General features: G+C 64.0%; 24 protein-coding genes. 18 read left to right on the top strand and 6 right to left on the bottom strand.

Going from position 1 to position 24509, the window contains the following annotated elements; all coding sequences use genetic code 11:
- Positions 1 to 104: 104 nt before the first annotated feature.
- The gene (locus JJC00_RS04205; protein WP_200471492.1) at positions 105 to 1700 is read right to left on the bottom strand and encodes an ABC transporter substrate-binding protein; all 1596 of its coding nucleotides are present in this window, start codon (positions 1698 to 1700) and stop codon (positions 105 to 107) included.
- A 201-nt stretch (positions 1701 to 1901) separates the two neighbouring features.
- Between JJC00_RS04205 and JJC00_RS04210 the strand changes: the two genes are divergently transcribed.
- The 13 genes from JJC00_RS04210 (at position 1902) to JJC00_RS04270 (ending at position 15972) form a co-directional block, all read left to right on the top strand.
- Positions 1902 to 3560, top strand: a complete 1659-nt coding sequence (locus JJC00_RS04210) for an ABC transporter substrate-binding protein (RefSeq protein WP_200471493.1) — start codon at positions 1902 to 1904, stop codon at positions 3558 to 3560.
- A 248-nt stretch (positions 3561 to 3808) separates the two neighbouring features.
- Entirely contained in the window at positions 3809 to 4762 is a 954-nt protein-coding gene (locus JJC00_RS04215) for an ABC transporter permease (RefSeq protein WP_200471494.1), read from the top strand.
- Positions 4763 to 4766: 4 nt separating this feature from the next.
- Positions 4767 to 5669 (top strand): ABC transporter permease, encoded by a 903-nt coding sequence (locus tag JJC00_RS04220; RefSeq protein WP_200471495.1) that lies wholly within the window; start codon positions 4767 to 4769, stop codon positions 5667 to 5669.
- A gap of 80 nt (positions 5670 to 5749) precedes the next feature.
- Positions 5750 to 6799 carry an ABC transporter ATP-binding protein gene (locus JJC00_RS04225; protein ID WP_200471496.1) on the top strand — a complete coding sequence of 350 codons (1050 nt, stop codon included), beginning with the start codon at positions 5750 to 5752 and terminating at the stop codon, positions 6797 to 6799.
- Positions 6800 to 6809: 10 nt separating this feature from the next.
- On the top strand, positions 6810 to 7007 hold the full coding sequence (locus tag JJC00_RS04230) for a hypothetical protein (protein ID WP_200471497.1): 198 nt from the start codon (positions 6810 to 6812) through the stop codon (positions 7005 to 7007).
- The gene (locus tag JJC00_RS04235; protein ID WP_200471498.1) at positions 7004 to 8419 is read left to right on the top strand and encodes an amidase; all 1416 of its coding nucleotides are present in this window, start codon (positions 7004 to 7006) and stop codon (positions 8417 to 8419) included. Before JJC00_RS04230 ends, JJC00_RS04235 begins: the two co-directional genes overlap by 4 nt.
- A complete protein-coding gene (locus JJC00_RS04240) occupies positions 8416 to 9390 on the top strand; it encodes an ABC transporter ATP-binding protein (protein ID WP_200471499.1) in 975 nt (324 codons plus the stop codon). The genes JJC00_RS04235 and JJC00_RS04240 overlap by 4 nt, the downstream gene beginning before the upstream one ends.
- A 219-nt stretch (positions 9391 to 9609) precedes the next feature.
- Entirely contained in the window at positions 9610 to 9879 is a 270-nt protein-coding gene (locus JJC00_RS04245) for a GlsB/YeaQ/YmgE family stress response membrane protein (RefSeq protein ID WP_200471500.1), read from the top strand.
- Between the two features lie 266 nt (positions 9880 to 10145).
- Entirely contained in the window at positions 10146 to 11894 is a 1749-nt protein-coding gene (locus tag JJC00_RS04250; RefSeq protein ID WP_200471501.1) for a type I secretion system permease/ATPase, read from the top strand.
- On the top strand, positions 11891 to 13225 hold the full coding sequence (locus JJC00_RS04255; RefSeq protein ID WP_200471502.1) for an HlyD family type I secretion periplasmic adaptor subunit: 1335 nt from the start codon (positions 11891 to 11893) through the stop codon (positions 13223 to 13225). The genes JJC00_RS04250 and JJC00_RS04255 overlap by 4 nt, the downstream gene beginning before the upstream one ends.
- 175 nt (positions 13226 to 13400) lie before the next feature.
- Positions 13401 to 14870 carry an AMP nucleosidase gene (locus tag JJC00_RS04260; protein WP_200471503.1) on the top strand — a complete coding sequence of 490 codons (1470 nt, stop codon included), beginning with the start codon at positions 13401 to 13403 and terminating at the stop codon, positions 14868 to 14870.
- Positions 14871 to 14989: 119 nt separating this feature from the next.
- Complete coding sequence (locus JJC00_RS04265; RefSeq protein ID WP_200471504.1) at positions 14990 to 15610, top strand: tetratricopeptide repeat protein; 621 nt, start codon at positions 14990 to 14992, stop codon at positions 15608 to 15610.
- A gap of 86 nt (positions 15611 to 15696) precedes the next feature.
- The gene (locus JJC00_RS04270) at positions 15697 to 15972 is read left to right on the top strand and encodes a DUF1488 family protein (RefSeq protein ID WP_200471505.1); all 276 of its coding nucleotides are present in this window, start codon (positions 15697 to 15699) and stop codon (positions 15970 to 15972) included.
- A gap of 7 nt (positions 15973 to 15979) precedes the next feature.
- On the opposite strand, the gene JJC00_RS04275 is transcribed toward JJC00_RS04270, so the two are convergent.
- The gene (locus JJC00_RS04275) at positions 15980 to 16462 is read right to left on the bottom strand and encodes a CinA family protein (RefSeq protein ID WP_200471506.1); all 483 of its coding nucleotides are present in this window, start codon (positions 16460 to 16462) and stop codon (positions 15980 to 15982) included.
- 169 nt (positions 16463 to 16631) lie between these two features.
- On the opposite strand from JJC00_RS04275, the gene JJC00_RS04280 reads away from it, so the two are divergent.
- From JJC00_RS04280 to JJC00_RS04290, 3 genes are read left to right on the top strand one after another with little or no spacing between them, the layout of a single operon-like run.
- Positions 16632 to 17690: an amidohydrolase family protein gene (locus tag JJC00_RS04280; RefSeq protein ID WP_200471507.1), complete on the top strand. Its 1059-nt coding sequence runs from the start codon at positions 16632 to 16634 to the stop codon at positions 17688 to 17690.
- Positions 17691 to 17714: 24 nt separating this feature from the next.
- Complete coding sequence (locus JJC00_RS04285) at positions 17715 to 18824, top strand: amidohydrolase family protein (protein ID WP_200471508.1); 1110 nt, start codon at positions 17715 to 17717, stop codon at positions 18822 to 18824.
- Positions 18824 to 19237, top strand: coding sequence for a Rieske (2Fe-2S) protein (locus JJC00_RS04290; RefSeq protein WP_200471509.1), 414 nt, complete (start codon positions 18824 to 18826; stop codon positions 19235 to 19237). Before JJC00_RS04285 ends, JJC00_RS04290 begins: the two co-directional genes overlap by 1 nt.
- A gap of 90 nt (positions 19238 to 19327) precedes the next feature.
- Here JJC00_RS04290 and JJC00_RS04295 read toward each other — a convergent pair whose 3' ends face one another.
- A complete protein-coding gene (locus tag JJC00_RS04295) occupies positions 19328 to 20653 on the bottom strand; it encodes an MFS transporter (RefSeq protein WP_200471510.1) in 1326 nt (441 codons plus the stop codon).
- A gap of 142 nt (positions 20654 to 20795) precedes the next feature.
- Positions 20796 to 21689, bottom strand: coding sequence for a transcriptional regulator GcvA (locus tag JJC00_RS04300; protein ID WP_200471511.1), 894 nt, complete (start codon positions 21687 to 21689; stop codon positions 20796 to 20798).
- A 110-nt stretch (positions 21690 to 21799) separates the two neighbouring features.
- On the opposite strand from JJC00_RS04300, the gene JJC00_RS04305 reads away from it, so the two are divergent.
- Positions 21800 to 22003, top strand: a complete 204-nt coding sequence (locus tag JJC00_RS04305; protein ID WP_200471512.1) for a DUF1127 domain-containing protein — start codon at positions 21800 to 21802, stop codon at positions 22001 to 22003.
- A 67-nt stretch (positions 22004 to 22070) separates the two neighbouring features.
- Positions 22071 to 22694: a GNAT family N-acetyltransferase gene (locus JJC00_RS04310; protein ID WP_200471513.1), complete on the top strand. Its 624-nt coding sequence runs from the start codon at positions 22071 to 22073 to the stop codon at positions 22692 to 22694.
- A gap of 68 nt (positions 22695 to 22762) precedes the next feature.
- On the opposite strand, the gene JJC00_RS04315 is transcribed toward JJC00_RS04310, so the two are convergent.
- Complete coding sequence (locus JJC00_RS04315) at positions 22763 to 23593, bottom strand: enoyl-CoA hydratase (RefSeq protein ID WP_200471514.1); 831 nt, start codon at positions 23591 to 23593, stop codon at positions 22763 to 22765.
- 127 nt (positions 23594 to 23720) lie between these two features.
- On the bottom strand, positions 23721 to 24422 hold the full coding sequence (locus JJC00_RS04320) for an SDR family NAD(P)-dependent oxidoreductase (RefSeq protein ID WP_200471515.1): 702 nt from the start codon (positions 24420 to 24422) through the stop codon (positions 23721 to 23723).
- Positions 24423 to 24509 lie beyond the last annotated feature (87 nt).

The following is a 24509-nucleotide window of genomic DNA, read 5'->3' on the forward strand; positions in this document are numbered from 1 at the left end:
CCCACCAACTCCGGTCCGCATTCGCAGAAGCATGATGGGTTACGCCGAGCAGATGCGCTTCGCGCATCTGCAGGGCTAACCCACCCTACGATTCCCCGCCGCCCTCAGTCCACGCCGATCGTCGTCAGATCCTGGAACCAGTGCTGCGCCTGCACGAATTGCTTCACCTTCGGCGATAGCGCATGCGGGTTGGTGTCGTGGACGACCCAGACCAGCGCGGCGTCGTCGACGATCAGCGCGTGGGCCTGGGCGATCAGATCGTCCTGCTTGGCGGTGTCGAAGGTCTGCTTGGCCTTGTTGATCAGCGCGTCGACCTCAGGGTTCTTGTAGCCGCCCCAGTTGACGCCTACCGGCGCGATCTGGTCGGAGGCGAAGAAGCGGACGATGGCGTACAAGGGATCGGAGGTGACATAGGCGATGTTGTTGGCGGTGATGCCGGCGTTCATCTCGTCGGCCGCGCCCTTGCGCCAGTGCGTATAGAGCGTCTCCAGCTCGACCACCTTGAAGTCGATGTCGATGCCGATCTCCTTGAAGCTCTGCTGCAGAAATTCGTTCATCGGCAGCGACAGCATCTGGCCGGTGCCGCCCTGCGCGATGATGAACGTGGCCTTCAGCGGTTTTGCCTTGGAGTAGCCGGCTTCCTCGACCAGCTTCTTGGCAGCAGCGAGATCATACTTGATGTCGAAGCTCGGCTTGCCGAACCACGGGCTCGACGGGTCGACCTGGCCCTTGGCGGGTTTGGCCAGGCCATTCATCAGGCCGACCACACCTTCGCGATCGATCGCGAGATTGAGTGCCTTGCGCAGCCGGATGTCGGTCCAGGGCGAGCCCGGCAGCACGCTCAGATGATAATTCCAGACATGCGGTGTGACGTTGTCGACGATCTTCATGCCGGCGGCTTTCAGTTGCGGCACGGCATCGGGCGCCGGCGTCTCGATCAGGTCGACCTGGCCGGCGAGCAGCGCATTGGTGCGGGTCAGCGCCTCCGGCATCGGCACCAGCACGATCTTGTCGACCTTGGGAATACGCCTGGCGTTCCAGTAGTCCGGATTTTTGCTGAGCTCGGCGAGCTCACGCGGCACCAGCTTCGTCAGCTTGAACGGGCCGGTGCCGGAGGGCTGGCTCGCAAACTTGTCCCAGTCCTTGCCGAGCTTTTCATATTGCGCCGGGCTCGACACCAGAAACCACAGCATCTGATAGGGGAAGAAGGAGTCCACGGTCTTGGTCGTGATCTCCACGGTGAAATCGTCGATCTTGGCGTAGCTCGCCACCGAAGGCAGGCGGGTCTTCACCTGCGCGCTCTGCCGCTTGTCGAATTGCGGCGCCTTGTCGTTGAGCACCTTGTCGAGATTCCAGATCACCGCATCGGCGTTGAACTCGCTGCCGTCGTGAAACTTCACGCCCTTGCGCAACGCGAAGCGCCATTTGGTCTTGTCGGCGTCGTCGACCTTCCATTCCGTTGCGAGCCCCGGCACCAGCTTGCCCGGGCGATCGGAGACATCCATCTCCCACGCCACCAGCGGATCGTAGATCGTATAGGCTGTGAACTGATAGGCGCCGGCGCCGCGATCGGGCTGGCCCGTCGTCAGCGGAATATCCGCCATGGAGATGCCGTAGCGCACCACCGTTTCAGCGCGCGCCGAGATTGCGAATGAGGCCAGCGCAAGCACGGCGAGACAGGTCGATAATCGGGTACGCATGGCCCAAAGCTCCCAGGAAGAATTCGGGGCCAAACCTGCAATCTTGATGCCAGAATAGGCAGCGCGTTGCCTTTAGGCCGACGCGATCACAAGGACTTGTCGTCGCAGGGGCAATTTGCAGAATAAGTTTCCTCATTGGCATAGCCATTGCATACGTTTGCATCAAAATTAATCATCGAAAGCCGGAAGAGGACTAGGGCGATGCTTATCAAGACAACGACACGCGCGGCGCTGATTGCAGCGCTGGCCTTGGCGACCGCGGCTGCGTGGCCGCGTACGGCCAGTGCCGAAACCGTGCTGCGCATCGGCATGACGGCTGCCGATATCCCGCGCACGCTCGGTCAGCCCGATCAGGGCTTTGAAGGCAATCGCTTTACCGGCGTCACCATGTACGACGCACTCACCGGGTGGGATCTGTCCTCCGCTGATAAGGCCAGCGTGGTGATTCCCGGGCTCGCCACCGAGTGGAAGGTCGACGACACCGACAAGACCAAATGGACCTTCAAGCTGCGCCCCGGCGCCACCTTCCATGACGGCACGCCCTTCAACGCCGATGCTGTGGTGTGGAACGTCGAGAAGGTGTTGAAGCAGGACGCGCCGCAGTTCGACGCCAGCCAGGTCGGCGTCACCGCATCGCGCATGCCGACGCTGGCGTCCGCAAGGAAGATCGACGACATGACAGTCGAGCTCACCACCAAGGAGCCCGACAGCTTCCTGCCGATCAACCTCACCAATTTGTTCATGGCGAGCCCGACGAAGTGGCAGCACTTCTACGACAAGGCGGATGGCGCCGACGCCAAGGCGAAGTCGCAGGCCGCCTGGACCGCCTTTGCCAAGGACGCCGCCGGCACCGGCCCTTGGAAGATGGCGAGCTTCACGCCGCGCGAACGGCTTGAGCTGGTCAAGAACGCCAATTACTGGGACAAGGCCCGCGTGCCCAAGATCGACAAGATGGTGCTCTTGCCGATGCCGGAGGCCAACGCGCGCACCGCAGCGCTGCTCTCCGGACAAGTGGATTGGGTCGAGGCGCCGGCGCCGGATGCGCTGCCCGAGCTCAAGCAGCGCGGCTTCAAGCTCTACGCCAACGAGCAGCCGCATGTCTGGCCGTGGCAGTTCTCGCGCGTCGAGGGTTCGCCGTGGAACGACATCCGCGTCCGCAAGGCCGCAAATCTCTGCGTCGATCGCGAAGGTCTCAAGGACGGATTGCTTGCAGGGCTCATGGTGCCCGCGACCGGCACGTTCGAGCCCGGCCATCCCTGGCGGGGAAAACCGACCTTCGAGATCAAGTATGACAAGCCGGCAGCCCAAAAGCTGATGCGGGAGGCAGGCTTCGGTCCGAACAAGAAGCTGACGGTGAAGATCCAGACTTCCGCGTCCGGCTCGGGCCAGATGCAGCCGCTGCCGATGAATGAATATCTCCAGCAGGCGCTGGCCGAATGCTATTTCGACGTGCAGCTTGACGTCATCGAGTGGAATACGCTGTTCACCAACTGGCGCCGCGGCGCCAAGGACCCCTCGGCCAATGGCTCGAACGCGACCAACGTCACCTATGCGGCAATGGACCCGTTCTTCGCGCTGGTGCGCTTCCTGCAATCGAGCATGGCGCCGCCGGTCTCGAACAATTGGGGCTTCATCAACAATCCAAAGTTCGACGAGTTGGTGAAGAAGGCACGGCAAACCTTTGATCCCGCCGCGCGCGACGCCGCGCTCGCCGAGCTGCACGCGGCCTCCGTCGACGATGCCGCCTTCCTCTACGTCGCCCACGACGTCGGCCCGCGTGCGATGAGCCCGAAGGTCACGGGCGTGATCCAGCCGAAGAGCTGGTTCATCGACTTCTCGCCGATCTCGATGACGCCCTAAGGTGAGCAGCGAACTCGGTGCACCCTCTCCCCTTGTTGTGGGAGAGGGTGGTTTCGCAAAAGCCAAGCCGGGTGAGGGGTCTCTCTCCGAGAGTGACACTCTCTCATTGAACGATCGCATTCGCGGATAGAACCCCTCATCCGGCGCCGTAGCCGAAGCATCGCTTCGGCGTCGATTTTTAAGAACGGCCGCCAGAGGCGGCCTATGCCACCTTCTCCCACAAGGGGAGAAGGGAAGAAAGAATCGAAGTGCTCGCCTATACCGCCAGACGCATCGTCTATGTCATCCCGATCGTCATCAGCGTGGCGCTGGTGTGCTTTCTGCTCGTGCACATCACGCCGGGCGATCCGCTGGTCGCGGTGCTGCCGGCAGACGCCTCGCAGGAGCTCGCGGCGCAGCTCCGCGCCGCCTACGGTTTCGACCGGCCGCTGCCGGTGCAGTTCGGCCTCTGGCTGCTGCGCGCTTTGCATGGCGATCTCGGCAATTCCATCGCCACGGGCCGCCCCGTGCTTGCCGAAGTCATGCGCGCGGTCGGCAACACCGTCACGCTGGCGATTGCGGCCGCCATCATCGGCTTCACCATGGGCATCCTGCTCGGCCTGATCGCCGGCTATTTCCGCGAGACCTGGATCGACAAGCTATCGACCTCCCTTGCCATCGCCGGCGTCTCGGTGCCGCATTACTGGCTCGGCATGGTGCTCGTCATCATCTTCTCGGTGGAGCTGAACTGGCTGCCCGCGGTTGGCGCCGGGCCCGGCGGCTCCGCTGCCTGGGCCTGGGATTGGGAGCACCTCAAATACCTCGTGCTGCCGGCGATCACGACGTCGGTGATTCCGATGGGCATCGTCACCCGCACCGTGCGCGCGCTCACTGGCGACATTCTCTCGCAGGATTTCGTCGAGGCATTGCGTGCCAAGGGCCTGCACGAAACCGGCGTGTTCCGCCACGTCATCAAGAATGCCGCGCCGACCGCGCTCGCGGTGATGGGGCTTCAGCTCGGCTACATGCTCGGCGGCTCGATTCTGATCGAGACCGTGTTCTCCTGGCCGGGCTCGGGCTTTCTGCTCAACTCCGCGATCTTCCAGCGCGACTTGCCGCTGTTGCAGGGCACGATCCTGGTGCTGGCGCTGTTCTTCGTCTTTCTCAATCTGCTGGTCGACATCGCGCAGGCCGCGATCGACCCGCGCATCAAGCGGGGCTAGCGGAATGAGCGAGCTTCCGCTGTTTGCGACAAGCGACGCCGCGCTTCAGGCCGCGCCCGCGACCAAGGCGCGCGGCTATTGGGCGACCGTCGGCCGCCGCATCCTGCGTGACAAGGTCAGCATGGCCTGCGCCATCGTGCTGCTGCTGATCTTCCTCTCCGCAATCCTCGCGCCGTGGCTGGGTCTCGAAGATCCCTACAAGGGCTCGATGATCCGCCGCCTCCGCCACATCGGCACGGCAGGCTATCCGCTCGGTACCGACGAGCTCGGCCGCGATATGCTGGCGCGATTGATCTATGGCGGGCGGCTGTCGCTCGTGATCGGCATTTTTCCTGTGATCCTCGCCTTTTGCATCGGGACTTCGCTTGGTCTGGTCGCAGGTTACGTCGGCGGCAAGCTCAACACCGCGATCATGCGTACCATCGACGTGTTTTACGCCTTCCCCTCGGTGCTGCTGGCGATTGCGATCTCCGGTGCGCTGGGCGCCGGTATTCTCAACTCCATCGTGGCGCTGACCATCGTGTTCGTGCCGCAGATCACCCGCGTCGCCGAAAGCGTCACCACCGGCGTGCGTAACATGGATTTTGTCGAAGCCGCGCGTGCCTCGGGCGCGGGGCCGTTTACCATCATGCGCGTGCACATCCTCGGCAACGTGCTGGGTTCGATCTTCGTCTATGCGACGAGCCTGATCTCGGTCTCGATGATTTTGGCCGCCGGTCTCTCCTTCCTCGGCCTCGGCACCAAGCCGCCGGAGCCGGAATGGGGCTTGATGCTCAACACGCTTCGCACCGCGATCTACGTCAATCCCTGGGTTGCGGCATTGCCGGGCGCGATGATCTTTGCGGTCTCGATCTGCTTCAACCTGCTCTCGGACGGCCTGCGCAGCGCCATGGACATCAGGAATTAGACCATGAGAGAGATTCTGATTGTGGCGATGTCGGTGCCACACCTCTCCCCGATGATGGGGAGAGGTGGGAGACCGCGGCCATGAGCGAGACCAGCACATCCGTCGCCATGCTGGAGCCGATCGAGGACGTCGGCGGCGTCGCGCAGCCGCTGCTGCAGGTCAACGGTCTCACGAAGCACTTTCCCGTTCGTGGCGGGCTGTTCGCCGCGAAGCGCACCGTGCGCGCCGTCGATAATGTCTCCTTCTCTGTCGCCAAGGGCGAGACCGTCGGCATTGTCGGCGAATCCGGCTGCGGCAAGTCCACGACCGCGCGTCTGCTGATGCATCTGATGCCGCGCGATACCGGCGACATCATCTATGACGGCATGACCGTCGGCCAGTCGCTGTCTCTGCGCGAATTGCGCCGCGGCATGCAGATGGTGTTTCAGGACTCCTATGCCTCGCTCAACCCGCGGCTGACGATCGAGGAGTCGATCGCGTTCGGTCCAAAAGTCCACGGCATGGCGGATAGCGCGGCGCGCGCACTGGCGCGCGAGCTGCTCGGCAAGGTCGGCTTGCGCCCTGAAAACTTTGCCAACCGCTATCCGCACGAGATCTCCGGTGGCCAGCGGCAGCGCGTCAACATCGCACGCGCGCTGGCGCTGTCGCCACGGCTGGTGATTCTGGACGAAGCCGTCTCCGCGCTCGACAAATCCGTCGAGGCGCAGGTGCTCAATCTCCTCGCCGACCTCAAGCGCGAGTTCGGCCTGACCTACCTCTTCATCAGCCACGACCTCAATGTCGTGCGCTATATCAGCGACCGCGTGCTGGTGATGTATCTCGGCGAGGTCGTCGAGCTTGGCCCGGTCGATCAGGTCTGGGACCAGCCGGCACATCCCTATACGCGTGCGCTTCTTGCGGCGATGCCATCCTCCGATCCCGACCGCCGCACCGAAACGCCGCCGATCTCAGGCGATCCGCCCAATCCGATCGATCCGCCCGCAGGCTGTCGCTTCCACACCCGTTGTCCGTTTGCGGAGCCGCTCTGCGCAAATGCCGCACCAAAGCTCACTGCGCTGGATAAGATGGGCCACGAGGCCGCGTGCTACATGGCGATTCCGGGTTCAGGCCATAGCCGCTCGCGCCCATAGAGGAAACCGCATGACGAGACCAACGACAAAAGAAATCCAGGCGACTGCGCAAATCGCGGGTATCCCCGTGAACGATGAGATCGCGACGCGCATCTCCAATTCCATCGGTCCCGCTTTCGAAGGTTTTGCAGCCATCGCCGGCACGCTGCCGTTCGACCTCGAGCCCGCGCTCTATCCGCTCGCGCAGACGCAGAAGGTGTCGAAATGAGCTCTGAGCCTGCATTGATGACGCTCGCCGAGGTCGCGCGCGCGATCGCAACGAAGCAAGTGTCCTCGCATGAGGTGACGCGCGCGTTGCTACATCGCATCGCGCAATGGCAGCCGCATCTCAACGCCTTCATGTCGATCGAGTCGGAAGCCGCGCTGAAGGCGGCCGATGCCGCCGACGGCGAGCTCGCCAAAGGCGAGGTGCGCGGTCCGCTGCACGGCGTGCCGCTCGCGCACAAGGACATGTATTACGACGCTGGCCACGTCGCGACCTGCGGCTCGCTGATCCGCCGCGATTTCGTGCCGACGGTGACGTCGACCGTCCTGCAGCGCCTGAAGGATGCCGGCCAGATTCGGCTCGGAACGCTGCATCTGGCCGAATTCGCCTATGGCCCGACCGGCCACAATGCCCATTACGGCCCGGTCCGCAATCCGTGGAACGTCGCGCATATCACCGGCGGCTCGTCGTCGGGCTCCGGCTCGTCGGTCGCCGCGCGGCTGACTTATGCGGCGCTTGGCTCGGACACCGGCGGCTCGATCCGCATGCCCGCACATTTCTGCGGCGTCACGGGATTGAAGACCACAGTTGGGCGCGTCAGCCGCGCCGGCGCGATGCCGCTGTCGCAATCGCTCGACACGGTCGGCCCTCTCGCGCGCACCGCAGAAGACTGCGCGTTGCTGCTGGCGCTGATGGCTGGCCCGGACCCCGAGGATTCGACCACAAGCCGCGAGCCGCTGCCGGACTATGTCGCGGCGACCAAGGGCTCGCTGAAGGGCCTCAATATCGGCGTGCCCGCGTCCTTCTATGTCGACGATCTCGACGGCGAGGTTGCGCGCGTGCTGGACGAGACCATCGCGGTGCTCAAGCGCGAGGGCGCCGACATCCTCACAGTCGAACTGCCGGATCAGCGGCAATTGTCCTCGGCAAGCCAGCTCGTGCTCGCCGCCGAAGCCGCCGCCTTCCACAAGCGCTGGATGATCGAGCGGCCGCAGGATTATGGCCCGCAGGTCTTGATGCGGCTGCAGAACGGCCTCGCCGTTCCCGCCATCACCTATCTGGAGGCGCTGCGCTGGCGCGGCCCGGCACTCGCCGCGCACAATGCGGCGACCGCAGGCGTTGACGCGATCATCGCGCCGGCCTCGCCCGTTCCGGCGCCGACGATCGAGGAGAGCGACGTCGGCAGCGGATCGAACGCGCCGGCGTTGTTGCAGCGGCTGACGCTGTTCACCCGTCCGGTGAACTTCCTCGGCCTGCCGTCGCTCACCGTGCCCTCGGGCTTCACCAGGAGCGGCCTTCCTGTCGGCATGCAGCTGATCGGCCACTCCTTCGACGAAGCGACCTTGCTGACCATCGGCGCTGCGTTCCAGCGCGTCACCGACTATCACGACCGGGTACCCAGACTGCCGTCATGACAAATCTCGTCGAGATCTCAGGCCTCAACATCCGCTTCACCGGCGAGCGCACAGTCTATGCAGTGAACGATCTCAGTCTCTCGCTCGGAGACGGCGACGTGCTGGGCCTGCTCGGCGAATCCGGTTCGGGCAAGAGCGTGACCCTGCGTGCGCTGATGCGCCTATTGCCGAACAAGCGCACGCAGATTGCGGGCACGGTCAACGTCATGGGCCGTGACGTGCTCGCGATGAACGACGAGCAGCTCTCGTCGTTCCGCGGCCAGACGGTGTCGATGATCTTCCAGGAGCCGGCACTGGCGCTCGATCCGGTCTACACCATCGGCGCGCAGATCGCTGAAAGCGTCGTGCGCCACGAAGGCAAGTCTTATGCAGAGGGGCGCGCGCGGGCTTTGGAGATGCTCGAGGTCGTGCGGATCCCGTCTGCGAAACGGCGGCTGGACGTCTATCCGCACGAAATGTCCGGCGGCATGCGCCAGCGCGCGATGATTGCGCTTGCGCTCGCCTGCCGGCCAAAAATTCTGCTCGCGGACGAGCCGACCACGGCGCTCGATGCCACCGTGCAGATCCAGATCCTGCTGCTGCTGCGCGAATTGCAGCGCGAATTCGGCATGTCCGTCATCTTCGTCACCCATGACATTGGTGTTGCGATCGAGATCTGCGACCGCGTCGCGGTGATGTATGCCGGCCAGATTGTGGAGCAGGGGAGTCTTCGCGACATCGTCCGTTCGCCGGTGCACCCCTATGCCAAGGGCTTGCTCGCCTCGACGATCCACGGCGCCAAGCGCGGCCAACGGTTAGAGACCATCCCCGGCACGCCGCCGTCACTGGCCGAAAAGCCCTACAACTGTTCCTTCGCCCCCCGTTGCAAGCTCGCCGAGCCGCGCTGCCTGGAGCAATTGCCAGCGAATGTGGAGATCGGACCCGGCCGGGCGGCGCGGTGCGTGCTGGCCGAGCCGGTGGCGGCGTCGTAGGCCGGTGCGCTCCCGCGGCGCGCTCCTGATCTTAAAAATCCTCTGCGCCAACATCCAGTTGGCACAGTCCACCGCGCGCATCCCCGCGCCGCCATTTCTACGGTGCATGGGGTTGTTTTCGCGATTCTTGTTTGAGGGCTCCCTCCGGGAACACCATTCAGACCCCATTCATCCCGGTTCCGGTTCCATGCGCCCGTTCATGGAGAGGGACTTCGACTTATGTATATTTCTGGCCAAAGCCTCATCGTCATCCTGTTCGTCGGCCTGATCGCCGGCTGGCTCGCGGGCAAGGTCGTGCGAGGGAGCGGGTTCGGCATCATCGGCGACATCGTGATCGGCATCGCCGGCGCGTTTGTCGCGAGCTTCCTGTTCCCGAAGCTCGGCATCCATATCGGCGTCGGGCTGGTCTCGGAGATCATCTATTCCGCCATCGGCGCCATCATTCTGCTGCTGGTGGTGCGGCTGGTGCGCGGCGGCGGCAGGCTCTAGCGGGTTCGATCGATCGGAACCTTGCGTCTCTCCCCAGCCTTGGCCGGCCTTGGGAGAGGCGCGCTTGTCTGTGCCATAAAAAGCCGCAAAGACTGTGAAATACCGGACTTGCGCATCAGGCCATCCCGGGTAGATGTGGCGGGGTCCGGATTAATTCGATTGCGATGCACGCGGGGGGAGAACCCGATATTAATCCGGGGCGTGTACGTCTCCATTTGCCTTTGGAAATCAGGGGTCTTGCCCCTTACCCGAAAGAGATCAGACTGATGGCAGCCGTTCCCGGCCTCCGCCGTTCAGAGCTCGGTGACGCGCTGCGTGCATGCCGCACGGCGTTCGTCGGCCTTGCCTTCATGAGCTGCATGATCAACCTGCTCTATCTGACCGGGTCGATCTTCATGCTGGAGGTCTACGACCGGGTGCTGCCGAGCCGCAGCATTCCGACCCTCGTCGGCCTGATCGTCCTCGCCGGCGGCCTCTATATGGCGCAGGGCGTGCTCGACATGATCCGCAGCCGCATCCTCGGGCGGGTCGGCACCGCGCTCGACGAGGCGCTGAACAAGCGCGTGTTCGACACCATCGTGCGCCTGCCGCTTTTGGTCGGCAGCCGCAACGAAGGGCTGCAGCCGCTGCGCGATCTCGACAATGTCCGCTCGTTCCTCGGCGGCATGGGCCCGAGCGCGTTCTTCGACCTGCCCTGGCTGCCGCTCTATCTCGGCATCTGCTTCGCCTTCCATGTCATGATCGGGGTGACCGCTTTGGTCGGCGCCATCATCCTGGTCGGTCTGACGCTGGTCACCGAATTCCTGTCCCGTCAGCCGGCGAAAGAGGCGATGGGCCTTGCTGCCCAGCGCAACGACCTCGCCCAGTCCAGCCGCCGCAACGCCGAAGTCTTGGTGTCGATGGGCATGGCCGGCCGGCTGAACGCGCGCTGGAGCGAGGCCAATGAAAAATACCTCGCCGGCAATCAGCGTGCGAGCGACGTCGCCGGCGGCCTCGGCGCGATCGCAAAAGTGCTGCGCATGATGCTGCAATCGGCGGTGCTCGCGGTCGGCGCCTATCTCGTCATCCACCAGGAGGCGACCGCCGGGATCATCATCGCGGGCTCGATCCTCTCGGCCCGCGCGCTGGCGCCGGTCGATCTTGCGATCGCGCACTGGAAATCCTTCGTCACAGCGCGCCAGAGCTGGCACCGCCTCAGCCGCCTGCTGGAACAGATGCCGGCGCAGGCGACGCCGACCCAGTTGCAGGCGCCCGTCGGCCGCCTCTCGGTTGAAGGCGTCGCGATGGTTGCCCCGGGCGACCAGCGTCTTATCGTCCAGGACGTCGCCTTCGCGCTCGAAGCCGGCAACGGCCTCGGCGTGATCGGGCCGAGCGGTTCCGGCAAATCCTCGCTGATCCGCGCGCTGGTTGGCGTCTGGCATCCGGTCCGCGGCAAGGTTCGGCTCGACGGCGCGGCACTCGACCAATGGTCGTCCGACGTGCTCGGCCGTCACATCGGCTATCTGCCGCAGGACGTCGAGCTGTTCGGCGGCACCATCGCACAGAACATCAGCCGTTTTGATCCGGAGGCGACGTCCGACGGCATCATCTCCGCGGCCAAGGAGGCCGGCGTGCATGAGATGATCATCAAGATGCGCGAGGGCTACAACACGCAAGTCGGCGAGCAGGGCACGTCGTTGTCCGCAGGCCAGGCGCAGCGTGTGGCGCTGGCGCGCGCGCTCTATGGCAATCCGTTCCTGATCGTGCTGGACGAGCCGAACTCCAATCTCGACACCGAAGGCGACGAGGCGCTGACCCGCGCCATCCGCAGCGCACGCGAGCGCGGCGCCATCGTCATCGTGGTGGCGCACCGGCCCATCGGCGTCGAGGCGGTCGACCAGGTCCTGGTGCTTCGTGACGGCCGCATGCAGGCCTTCGGTCCGAAGGAGCAGGTGCTCGCCCAGGTGCTGCAGCCCCGCGTCGCGCCGCCGGCTCCGATCAAGATCGTCAGCGAAGGCGGAGTGGCCAAACCATGAGCACGATGACGGTTGGCGGGACAAAGCCCGCCGCGCCCAGGACGGTGCGGGAGTCGATCCGGTTTCACCTGATCCTCGGGATATCGATCGTGCTGGTCCTGGCCATTGGCCTCGGTGGCTGGGCCTCGACGGTGCTGATCTCCGGCGCGTTGATCGCGCCGGGCCAGATCGTGGTCGAATCCAACGTGAAGAAGGTGCAGCACCCGACCGGCGGTGTGGTCGGCGAGGTGCGTGCCCACGACGGCGACGTGGTCAAGGCTGGCGACATCGTGGTGCGGCTCGACGACACCGTCACCAAGGCCAACCTCGCCATCGTCACCAAGAATCTTGACGCGGCACAGGCGCGAGCGGCGCGTCTCCAGGCCGAGCAGCGCGGTCTCGACAAGATCGAATTCCCGCCATCGCTGCTCGATCGCGCCGCGGATCCCGACGTCAAGGCGCTGCTCTCTGCGGAAACCAAATTGTTCGACGTTCGCGTCAACGGCCGTGCCGGCCAAAAGGCACAGCTCCGCGAGCGCATCCAGCAGCTCAACGAGGAGATCGAAGGTCTGTCCGCGCAGGAAAAAGCCAAGGACAAGGAGATTTCGCTGGTGCAGCAGGAGCTCACCGGCGTGCGCGATCTCTATGACAAGCATCTGGTGCAGATCTCGCGCCTGACCACGCTGGAACGCGACTCTGCCCGCCTCAATGGCGAACGCGCGCAGTACATCGCCTCGCGGGCGCAGGCCAAGGGCAAGATCACCGAGACCGAGCTCCAGATCATCCAGGTCGACAAGGACATGGTGAGCGAGGTCTCCAAGGATCTGCGCGAGACCAACGACAAAAGCGGCGAGCTGATCGAGCGCAAGGTCGCGGCCGAAGACCAGCTCCGCCGCGTCGACATTCGCGCGCCGCAGGACGGCATGGTGCTACAATCGACGGTGCACACCGTCGGCGGCGTCGTCACTGCCGGCGATGCGCTGATGCTGATCGTGCCGCAAGCCGACGACCTCCAGGTCGAGGCCAAGGTCAATCCGGTCGACATCGACAAGCTGCAGATCGGCCAGAAGACGCTGCTGCGCCTCTCGGCCTTCAACCAGCGCACGACGCCCGAGCTGAACGGTGTCGTCAGCCGCGTCTCGCCCGACGTCACCACGGACCAGCGCACGGGCCAGAGCTACTATACCATCCGCGTCTCGATGTCGGCGGCAGAGGTCGCCAAGCTCGGCGACTCCAAGCTGATTCCCGGCATGCCGGTGGAAGCTTTCGTCCAGACCGGCGACCGCACCATGCTGTCGTACCTCTTGAAGCCGCTGCACGACCAGTTCATGCGCGCGTTCCGGGAGAAGTGACGCTCGGAAAGCGTGTCGTCTCTATCCGTCATTATCCGTCATTGCGAGCGTAGCGAAGCAATCCAGTCTGTCCCCGCGACGAGATTTCTGGATTGCTTCGCTGCACTCGCAATGACGGCGCGGCTCTGTTCTTGCTATAGTTCGACTCAGGTCCCATAAACCCGGCGCTCGAACAATGCAGACCCCTCCGTCCATCGCCACAAAATCCTTCTCCGACGCTGGCCTTGCCGTCGCCCGTCTCGAAGAGATCTACGAGCGCAACACAAAGTTCCTGCGCGACCGGTTCGAAGCCTATGTCTCGGGCGAGGCGATCACGACGCGGGTGCGGGCCTATTATCCCTTCGTTCGTCTCACCACCGCGACGCATGCGCGGCTGGACTCGCGTCTCGCCTATGGTTTCGTCGCGGGACCGGGCGTGCACGAGACCAGCGTGACGCGGCCGGATCTGTTCCGCGCCTATCTCACTGAGCAGATCGGTCTCTTGATCCAGAACCACGGCGTTCCCGTCGAAATCGGCGAGTCCAACGAGCCGATCCCGATTCACTTCGCCTATCGCCGCGATATCAATATCGAAGCCGCCATCACCACCAGCGAGAATTCGCTGGTCACGCGATCGCTGCGCGATGCGTTCGATGTGCCTGATCTTGCCACCATGGACGATTCCATCGCCGACGGCACTTTCGAGCTTCAGCCGGGTGCGCCCGAGCCGCTGTCGCTGTTTCGCGCCGCCCGCGCCGATTACTCGCTGCGCCGGCTCTATCACTACACCGGCACCGATCCCGAGCATTTCCAGAACTTTGTCATTTTTACCAACTACCAGTTCTATGTCGATGCTTTCGCGCAGCTCTGCCAGCAGCGGCTCCAGTCCGGCGAGGCCGGTCTCGACGCCTTTGTCGCGCCCGGCAATGTGATCACGCGCAGCGGCGGCGCGACGACCGGTGATGCGCCCCTCCGCATGCCGCAAATGCCGGCCTTCCATCTGGTCATGCCTGGCTATCGCGGAATGACCCTGATCAATATCGGCACCGGTCCGTCCAACGCGCGCAACGTCACCGATCACGTCGCGGTGCTGCGGCCGCATGCCTGGCTGATGCTCGGGCATTGCGCCGGCTTGCGCAACACCCAGCGGCTCGGCGACTACGTGCTCGCGCATGGCTATGTGCGCGAGGACCACGTGCTCGATCGCGAGCTGCCGCTGTGGGTGCCGATCCCGGCCCTGGCCGAGATGCAGGTCGCGCTGGAGCAGGCGGTCGAGGACGTCACCGGCCTGGAAGGTTTCGAGCTCAAGCGCCTGATGCGAACCGGCACGGTCGCCAGCGTCGACAACCGCAATTGGGAGATCTCCGGGCCCGAGGTCATTCGCCGCATGTCGCAATCGCGCGCGGTCGCGCTCGACATGGAATCGGCCGCGATTGCCGCCAACGGTTACCGCTTCCGCGTCCCCTACGGCACGTTGCTCTGCGTCTCCGACAAGCCGCTGCATGGCGAGATCAAGCTCGCCGGCATGGCCAGCGAATTCTACCGTCGCCGCGTCGGCCAGCATCTCGAGATTGGCCTCAAGGCGCTGGAACGGCTCAAGCAGCAGGAATCGGAGCGGTTGCACTCGCGAAAACTGCGCAGCTTCGCCGAAGTCGCGTTCCAGTAAAGGACAACAGAACTGTCATACGAACATTGACGGCTCCGCGCACAGCGTCCCGGAATATCGTTGCCGGTGCAGGGTTATCCATTCGTCCGGGGCCGCTTGAAACAGCACAGGAGATGGCGATGTTCACGAGGATGATCAGGCTCGTCACGCTGGGTACATTTGCGGCGGCCTTGTTGAGTTTGCCGGCGTTTGCCGCGGGCGGCGGAGGTGGGGGTGGTGGCGGTGGTGGAGGCGCTGGCGTCGATCCCTTTGCCAGTCCCTATTCGGACCAGAAAGCGCAGCCGGCGCCGACTTATCCAAGGCGCCCTGGCACCAAGGCGACTCAGAAAGGCAAGAAGCCGAACAACCAGTCCAGTATCGATGATCCCACATTCGCGGCCGGCTACCGCGTCGCCTATGACACCATCTACGCGCGCAACGACTATGCGACCGCGATCGCGCAATTGAAGTCGCTTGGCCATGATGACCATCCGAACGTCGCCAACCTCATCGGCTATTCCTACCGCAAGCTTGGCGACTACGAGCAGTCGCAAGTCTGGTACGAGCGCGCGTTGAAAGCGGATCCGAACCACGTTCTGACATGGCAGTATTACGGGCTGTGGCAGCTGGAGCGGGGTAACCGCGAGCAGGCACTCTATCATCTGAGCCGGATTGCGGCCATTTGCGGGACGGATTGCGAGGAGTACAAATCGTTGGCCGCGGCGCTGGAGAAGCCGACTGGGACTGCGCTCGCCTATTAGGGGGCTGCGGCTCGTCTTGCGGCCAAGGTGACAAGCCGCCAGATTTTTTGCATTGTCCCGTTCGGGGGTGCGAACGGGACAATGGGATGCCGCTGGCGCGCGACAGGATCATCGGCCACGACTTCGAACGTCTGGCTTTCCGCTTCACCATGATGAATGACGGGGACGTCGTGCATTGCCAGATCAGCGATGCCGCGATGGACGAGCTCGCGGGCATGCAGGGTACCGAGAGCAGCGCGCGACAGGCGCAATTCATGTCGCTGCGCGAGACGATCGAGCGGCTGGCCTCAGACCTCTACGACGAGGCGCCGCGATTCAAGGGCTACGTCGTGCGGATTTTTACACGGCATTTGGGAAGGTGACTGCCGCTCAGCCCTCCAGCTTCCTGAGCAGCAACTTCAGCGCCGTCGCTGCAAACACCTGCATGTTTGCAAACCGGTCGTTGGCACCCGTCTCCAGCGTCATCACCTCTGCAGCCGGCCCCGCCACCGCCGTGCAGCTATGGCCGGCGGCATCGCCGTAGCGGTTGCCGGTGGGGCCGGCTGCGCCGGTCTCGGACAGGCCCCAGTCGGAGTTGAAGCGGCCGCGCATCTGCTCGGCCAGAAGTTTTGCGTAGGGCTCCGAGGAGGAGCGAAAGCCCTTCATTCCTTCGTCCGAAATATCCATCAGCACGCGCCTGGCGTCGCGGGTGTAGACCACCGCGCCGCCGAGGAAATAGGCGGAAGCGCCGGGCACTGCGAGCAGGCTCGCCGCGATCAGGCCGCCGGTCGAGGATTCCGCGACCGCAATGGTCTCTTTGCGCGCGATCAGTTTTGCCGCGACCTGTTCGGCAATGCCGACGAGCTCTTTCATCTCCAAAACCCCTATTCCTTTGCAACTGAGCTCAGCCTTCCTAGCATATGACAGAAGCCTTGGCCGAGTTGCGGGCGGAGGGCAGGCCTGCTTGAATGGAGGACAAGGCGAAGCGGCCAAGCGTCGTCCGCGACAAGACACGACGAGGAAACGTGAGAAGGGAGACGTCATGGCGTCCCTGATCGCCGGCGGGGTTGATTGCGACGTGCATCCGGCCGTGCCGCATCTGACCAGCCTGCTGCCATACCTGAACGACTATTGGCGCGATCAGGTGACGACGCGCGGCATGGTCGATCTCGTCTCGCAATCCTATCCGAAGAACTCGCCGATCGTGACGCGGCCCGATTGGCGTCCCGAGAAGGGCAAGCCGGGTGAGAGCCTGGAGGACATGCAGCGCCATGTGCTCGATCCCTTCCAGCTCACGCATGCCATCTGCAACCCGCTCTACGGCGTGCAGATGGTGTTTTCGGAAGATTTGCAGGCCGCGTTCTGCCGCGCGCTGAACGAGTGGCTCGCGAAGGAATGGCTCGACCGCGATTCCCGGCTGCGCGGCTCGATCGTGATCCCGACGCAAAGCGTCGAGAAGGCCGTCGCCGAGATCGAGCGCTGCGCCCAGGACAAGCGCTTCGTGCAGGTCTTGATGCTGGTGATGGGCGACACGCCGCTCGGCAAGCGCGCGCTGTGGCCGATCTACGAGGCCGCGGAACGGCTCGACCTCCCGGTCGGCATCCACGCCGGTTCCGCCTATCACAATCCGCCGACCGCGGTGGGCTGGGGTTCCTATCACATCGAGGATTATGTCGGTCAGGCCCAGGCGTTCCAGACCCAGCTCACCAGCCTGATCGTCGAGGGCGTGTTCGCCAAATATCCGCGGTTGAAGATGGTGATGCTGGAATCCGGCGTGTCGTGGATCTCGCCCTATCTCTGGCGCCTGCACAAGTTCTGGCGCGGGGTGCGGATGGAGACGCCTTGGGTCGATCGCGCGCCGCTGGAAATTGTGCGCAGCAACATCCGCTTCTCGTTACAGCCATTTGATGCGCCGCCGGACGAAGCGACATTAATTCGCCTGTTTGATCATATGCAGTCGGACGAATTGGTCCTATTCTCCACGGACTATCCGCACTGGCAGTTCGACGGCCAGGACGCGCTCCCCGAGGGCCTCACCCCCGATCTCGTGCGCAAGATCATGATCGACAATCCGCTCGCCACCTATCCCCGCCTGACCTAGCCCGCTGCCAAAGGAGGCAAGGCGATGAATATCCAGTTCCGCGAGAGCCTAGAGGCCGCTTCCCCCCCAACGACGAAGACCGCAATTGCCGACTGCGATATCCATCCGGCACGCGCGACCCGGACCGAGCTCTATCCCTATCTCGCCAAACGCTGGCAGCATCATCTCGAGATCTACGGCGTTCATGCCTATCAAGGCATGATGGAAGGGCCCCCCTATCCGAAAGCGCAGCCCAACGCCTCGCGCCGCGACGCCTATCCGCCGGAGGGCGGCCCGCAGGGCTCATCGCTGTCTTTCATGCAGAAGCAGCTGCTTGATCCCAACAATGTGCAACTCGGCGTGCTCAATCCGCTCAATACCGGGCAGGGAATCCGCAATCACGAGCTCTCGGCGGCGCTATGTTCGGCGATCAACGACTGGCAGATCGACAAATGGACCAGCAAGGACAATCGACTGAAGGGCTCGATCGTCGTCGGCAATGAGGACGGCCTGTCCGCCGCCGCCGAGATTCGCGAGCGCGCCGGCGACAAGAATTTCGTTCAGGTGCTGCTGCTCAGCCGCAATGTCGAGCCGCTCGGTCAGCGCCGTTATTGGCCGATCTATCAGGCTGCGGAAGAGGCGGGCCTTCCGGTCGGTGTGCACGCTTTCGGCTTCGGCGGCAATCCGATCACGCCGTCGGGCTGGCCTTCCTATTACATCGAGGAGATGGTGGGCCATTCGCAGTGCCAGCAATCGGCGCTGGCGAGCCTTGTGTTGGAAGGCGTGTTCGAGCGCTTCCCGAAACTGAAGATGGTGATGATCGAGGCCGGCTTCGGCTGGGCGCCGTCGCTGGCGTGGCGACTCGACAAGGTCTGGCAGCGGCTCAGGAGCGAGGTGCCGCATGTAAAACGGCCGCCGTCGGAATATATCCGCGAGCAGGTATGGTGGACCACGCAGCCGATGGAAGACCCCGAGCGGCGCGAGGATCTGTTCGACGTCGTCAACTGGATCGGCTGGGACAGGCTGCTGTTCGCGACCGACTATCCGCATTGGGACTATGACGAGCCGTCACGTGTGCTGCCGGCGGGCGTCAGCGATGCCAATCGCGAGGCGTTTTATCTCGGCAATGCGAAAAAGCTGTACGGGATCAGTTGATGGCGCGGCATGTGATTGCCGCGGTCGATGAGCTGCCGCCCGGCACGCGAAAATTCCTGGAGATCGACGGACGGCCGATTGCCGTCTTCAACATCAAGGGCGAATATTTCGGCCTGATGAACCGCTGTCCGCATCAGGGCGCGGCGCTGTGCGAGGGGCCGCTGATCGGGCTGGCGCAGTCGAAGGATCCCGGTGAGATCGAATACACCAAACTCGGCGAGATCATCCGCTGCCCCTGGCACGGCTGGGAGTTCGACATCCGCACCGGCCAATCCTATTGCGACCCCCGCCGCTTCCGCGTGAAGGCCTATCCGGCTCAAGTCGAGCCGGGCGCGCGCGTGGTGAAGGGCCCGTATGTCGCGGAAACGATCCCGGTGAAGGTCGAGAGCGACTACGTGGTCGTGGAGCTGTAGTCTCCGCTGTCATTCCGGGGCGGTCTTCAGGACCGAACCCGGAATCTCGAGGGTCCGGGTTCGATGTTTCGCATAGCCCCGGAACGCCATTCAGTGCCCCGCGACCGGCTCCGCCACCGGATCATACGTCGGCACGGCCTTGCCGCCGCCGCGATAGACGATCAACGCCGCGATGATGCCGAGCGCGGCCGCGAACATCAGCCACGCGCCCGGTGCAGCCTTGTTGCCGGTATGCTCGATCAGCAGGGTCGAGGCGAACGGCGTGAAGGTGCCGAACAATGCCGCCGCGAGCGCGAAGGCCAGCGAGAAGCAGGTCGTGCGCACATGGGCCGGCACGATCTCGACCAGCGCACCGAGCATGGTGCCGCTGTACATGCCGAAATAGAACGAGAACATCATCTCGACCGCCAACAGCTTGCCGAAGGTCGGCGCAGCCACCAGCCAGCTCAGGGCCGGATAGGCGGTGAGCAGCGACAAGGTGGCGATGCCGAGCAGCACCGGCTTGCGGCCGATGCGGTCGGACAGCGCGCCACCGACCGGATTCCAGATGAAGTTCGTGACGGCGACCAGCAGCGTGACCAGCAGCGCATCCTGCGTCGACAGTTTCAGCACGGTCTTGCCGAAGGTCGGCGTGTAGACGGTGACGAAGTAGAACGTCGTCGTGGTCAGGATCGCGATCATCATGCCGAGGATGACGATGCGCCAATTGGCAAGCGCGGAGGCGAACACTTCGTTTGCGGTCGGGTGCTTCTTCATCGCGAGGAACGCCGGCGTTTCCTCCAGCGTCCGCCGCAGGAAGAAGATCAGAGGAATGATCAGGCAGCCGACGAAGAATGGAATGCGCCAGCCCCAGGCGGCGACGGTGTCGGCCGGCATCACCTCGGAGAGCAGATAGCCGAGGATCGAAGCGACGAAGATCGCGACCTGCTGGCTCGACGACTGGAACGAAGTGTAAAAGCCGCGATTACCGGGCGTCGAGATCTCCGCGAGATAGACCGACACGCCGCCGAGCTCGACACCGGCGGAGAAGCCCTGCAGCAGGCGTCCGATCAGCACGATCACAGGTGCGGCGATGCCGATGGTGGCGTAGCTCGGGCAGAACGCGATCACGACCGTGCCGATGGCCATGATGCCGAGCGTGACGATCAGGCCCTGGCGGCGGCCGATGCGATCGATGTAAGCCCCTAACACGATGGCGCCGACCGGGCGCATCAACGCGCCGAGCCAGAACACGCCAAAGGTGTTGAGCAGCGATGCGGTCTCATTGCTGGAGGGGAAGAACGCCTTGCCGATCGCGGCGGCGTAGAAGCCGAACAGGAAGAAGTCGAACTGTTCGAGGAAATTGCCTGATGTTGCGCGCAGGATCGCGCCGATACGCGACTTGATTGCGGGCGGATTGGTTGCTGGTCCAGCCATTGACGTTGCTCCCCTGGAAGACGGCCGGACCGGAACTCATTTTCACGGCAAGGCGACAGATTGTTGCTGCGACAATCTGTCCAACCCCTCTCGCGCGGGGCCTTGCGAGTCAACCCATTTCGCTCCGGAAGATGACGAGTTTTTAGGCTTTATTTTGCGTTGCAGCGATCATCCATTGGCGGAACGCGGCGAGCTTCGGTGCTTCGCGGCGGCCCTCGGGCGAGACCAGATAGAAGCCGGCATCGGCCGGCAGCGCGATCTTGAAGGGAACCACGAGCCGGCCCTTGGCGATGTCGTCTCGCACATAAGATGTTCGGCCCATCGCCACGCCCATGCCGTCGATCGCTGCCTGGATTGTCACGAAAGTCATATCGAAGGTGAGGCCGGGCTGTCGGGAAATGTCGGTCGGCAGGCCTGCCGCTGTCAGCCAGAGCCGCCAGTCGTCACCGCTGTTGGTGTGGAGCAGCACGTAATCCTTCAGATCCCCAGGCGTACGCAGCGGCTCGTCGCCACGCAGTAACGACGGGCTACACACCGGAAACAATTCGTCCGCCATCAGCCAGTCGGCGCGCAGGCCCGCCCACTGGCCTCTGCCGTAGCGGATCGCTGCGTCGACATTGTCGCGCTGAAAATCGACCAGGCTGGTCGAGGTGGTGATGCGGACGTCGATGCCGGGGTGGGCCTCCTGGAAATCGGTCAATCGCGGCAGCAGCCATTTCGCGGCGAGTGAGGCGATGGTCGAGACCGTCAGCACCTTGTCGTCGTCCTTGCGCAGTAGCCGGTCAGTGGCAAGGCGGAGATCGTTGAAGGCGGCGCGGACGCCGGGGAGGTAGTCGCGCGCCTCCGGCGTCAGCGCCAGCGCGCGGTTCTGCCGGATGAACAGGCGGATGCCGAGCTCCTCCTCGAGCCGGCGGATCTGATGGCTGATTGCCGTCTGCGTCACGTTCAGCTCGCTCGCCGCCAGCGTGAAGCTGAGGTGGCGCGCGGCGGCCTCAAAGGCCCGCAATCCGTTCAGGGAGGGCAATCTGGCAGTCATCTGGCAGCAGGATGCATGAGCTTAATTCATGCGAAGAGGTACAAATTGTCGTTTGTCGCAGCGCACTTAGAAGCAGATATTAGCAGCCAAGTTAGCTCAAGGAGCTGAAAATGTCTACTTTGACCGACAATTCGATGACAAATCATCATGCAGCGGGCCTGATCCAGCAGATCGGCGAGACCCTTCATGTCTGGCACGAGCGCTACCGGACCCGTCGGGAGCTGACCCACTGGACCGCCCGCGATCTCCATGACGTCGGCCTGTCCTGGAGCGATGTTGCTTACGAAGCCGAGAAACCCTTCTGGCGGGCCTGATTGGCCGCCAGGCCGGCGCGGCCTGATCACAGGGGCGTCGGCGGTCCTTTTTCGCGAGGCTCATGTCATGAGCATCTATCGCCTGGAAGATTTGAAGCAATATTCGGACACGCTGCGCACCCGGCAGGGTGAGGCGCTCGACGTTCGCTTCGTCGAGCCGCGCGACACCGACGAGCTTCAGCATTATTTCCGTTCGCTCTCGACCCGCTCCCGCTACAACCGTTTCTTCGGCGCCATCAGTGAATTGCCGAAAGGCCTGCTGCACGAGTTTCTCCAGGTTGGCGAGCGCGAGCGTTTCACCGTGGTCGCCACCATGATGGTCGACGGTTTCGAGACCATCGTGGCCGAGGCGCGCTACGCCTTTCATGCCGAGACCTCGACGCTCGAGTTCGGCCTCTCGGTCGACGACCGCTGGCAAGGGCATGGCATTGCAACCGCGCTCCTGAAGAATCTCGAGTGCCGCGCCGCCGCGCTTGGCGCCGAGCACATCTTCGGCGACACGCTGCGCTCCAACCAGACCATGATCTCGCTCGCGCGCAAATCCGGCTTCGCCTTCGTCAATCATCCTGACGACTGGAAGCTGGTGCGTTTCGACAAGGAGATCCACGTCGCGCCGAAGGACATTCCCTGCGCGAGCTGGCGTCTCGCAGCACTTTCCCGTCAGGCCGATAGCCCCTCAGCCTCGGCCTGACGCCACTCCGAGCCCGGCTCAGGTCAAATCTGAGCCGGGCATTTTTTTGTCTTCACGCGGCTTGCCCCCTACTTCCCCGTAAACACCGCCTTGCGCTTCTCGATGAAGGCCTGCACCGCTTCCTTGTGATCGGCGGTGGTGGTCAGGCGAATCAGGCGTTCGGCCTCATGGTCGCGGGCGGTTTCGAAATCGAACAGCAGGGCTTCGTCGAGATTGTCCTTCATGTAGCGCAGCGCCAGGCGCGGGCCTTCGGCGAGCGACTTTGCCAACGCGAAGGCTTCGGCTTGCAGCTTGTCGTCGGGAACGACGCGGTTGACGAGGCCGATGGCCTCTGCGCGCGCGGCATCGACCCGATCGCCGGTGAACAGCAGCTCGCGCGCTCGCGCGGTGCCCACCAGCCGCGTCAACAGCCAGGCGATGCCGTAATCGCCGGAGAGCGCGATGCGCGCATAGCCGGTAGCGACGAAGGCCGATTGTGCCGCGATGCGGATGTCGCAGGCCATGGCGAGGGCAAGCCCGGCGCCGACCGCAGGGCCGGGAAGGGCGGCGATGGTCGGCTTGCGCACCGACACCAGCGCGCCAGTGAGCAGCCGCTGCCGTTCCTGGAGATCGGCGATGCGCTCATCAAGCGACATCTCCAGCTTGTTGGGATCGCGATGCGCGCCCATGCCCTTGACGTTGCCACCGGCGCAGAACGCCTCGCCGGCGCCGGTGATGAGCAGCGCGCCGACATCGGGGTTTTCACCACAGCTCCGGATCATCATGCGCAGCGCCGGCGTCAGCGTGTCCGACAGCGAGTTGCGCGCCTCCGGCCGGTTCAGCGTGATGACAGCGACGCGGTCGCGGATGACGCAGAGCAATTCATTGGTGCCGGTGTCGATGGTGGTTTCGGTGGTCATTGTCTCTCCCTCTCCCTTCGTCATTGCGAGGAGCGAAGCGACGAAGCAATCCAGTCTGTATCCGAGGACGCATCTCTGGATTGCTTCGCTTCGCTCGCAATGACGGTTGTTGTTACGTTATTGCCTCTCAAAACTTCTCCACCCACGGCCGCAGCTCGAGCTCCCAGCTCCAGGCGCTGCGCGGCTGTTGCAAGACATTCCAGTAGCTCTCCGCGATCGCATCGGGATCGAGCATGGAATCCGGTTTGTCCTCTGCTTCCGTGCGCGCCGCGCTGCGGATGCCGCCGTCGATGACGAAGTGCGCGATATGGATGCCCTGCGGCGACAATTCGCGCGCCATGCTCTGCGCCAGCCCGCGCAGCGCGAACTTGCCCATCGCGAACGGCGCGGACTGCGCGTAGCCCTTCACGCTTGCGGACGCGCCGGTGAACAGGATCGCGCCATGCTTGTTCGGCACCATGCGCTTTGCGGCCTGCTGCGCCACCAGGAAACCGCCATAGGCGCTGACCGCGATCGCGTTCGCGACGTCGGCAGGCACGAGATCCACGAACGGGCCACGCGCGCGGCCGCTGGCGTTGTAGATGACGAGGTCCGGCGTGCCGATCTCGCGCTCGACCAGGCCGAACAGGCGCTCGACTTCCTCTGGCTCGGTGGCGTTGCAGGCATAGGCCTTCGCGCCGGTCTGGCCGCAGAGCGCGCCTAATTTCTCGATCTTGCGTGCGGCCAGCGCGACGCGAATGCCTTGCGCGGACAGCAGCCGTGCCAGCGAGGCGCTCAGGCCTTCGCCGGCGCCGACGATGAGGGCGATCTTGTATTTCGGATGTTCCATGGCGTGATCTCTCGGGGATGGGACGCCGCTGATCTATGTATCGCCTGAGCGAACGACCAGCCAGAATCCAGGGCCAGCCGATCACAA

This window comes from Bradyrhizobium diazoefficiens (assembly GCF_016616885.1).
GTDB classification, from domain to species: Bacteria; Pseudomonadota; Alphaproteobacteria; order Rhizobiales; family Xanthobacteraceae; genus Bradyrhizobium; species Bradyrhizobium diazoefficiens_F.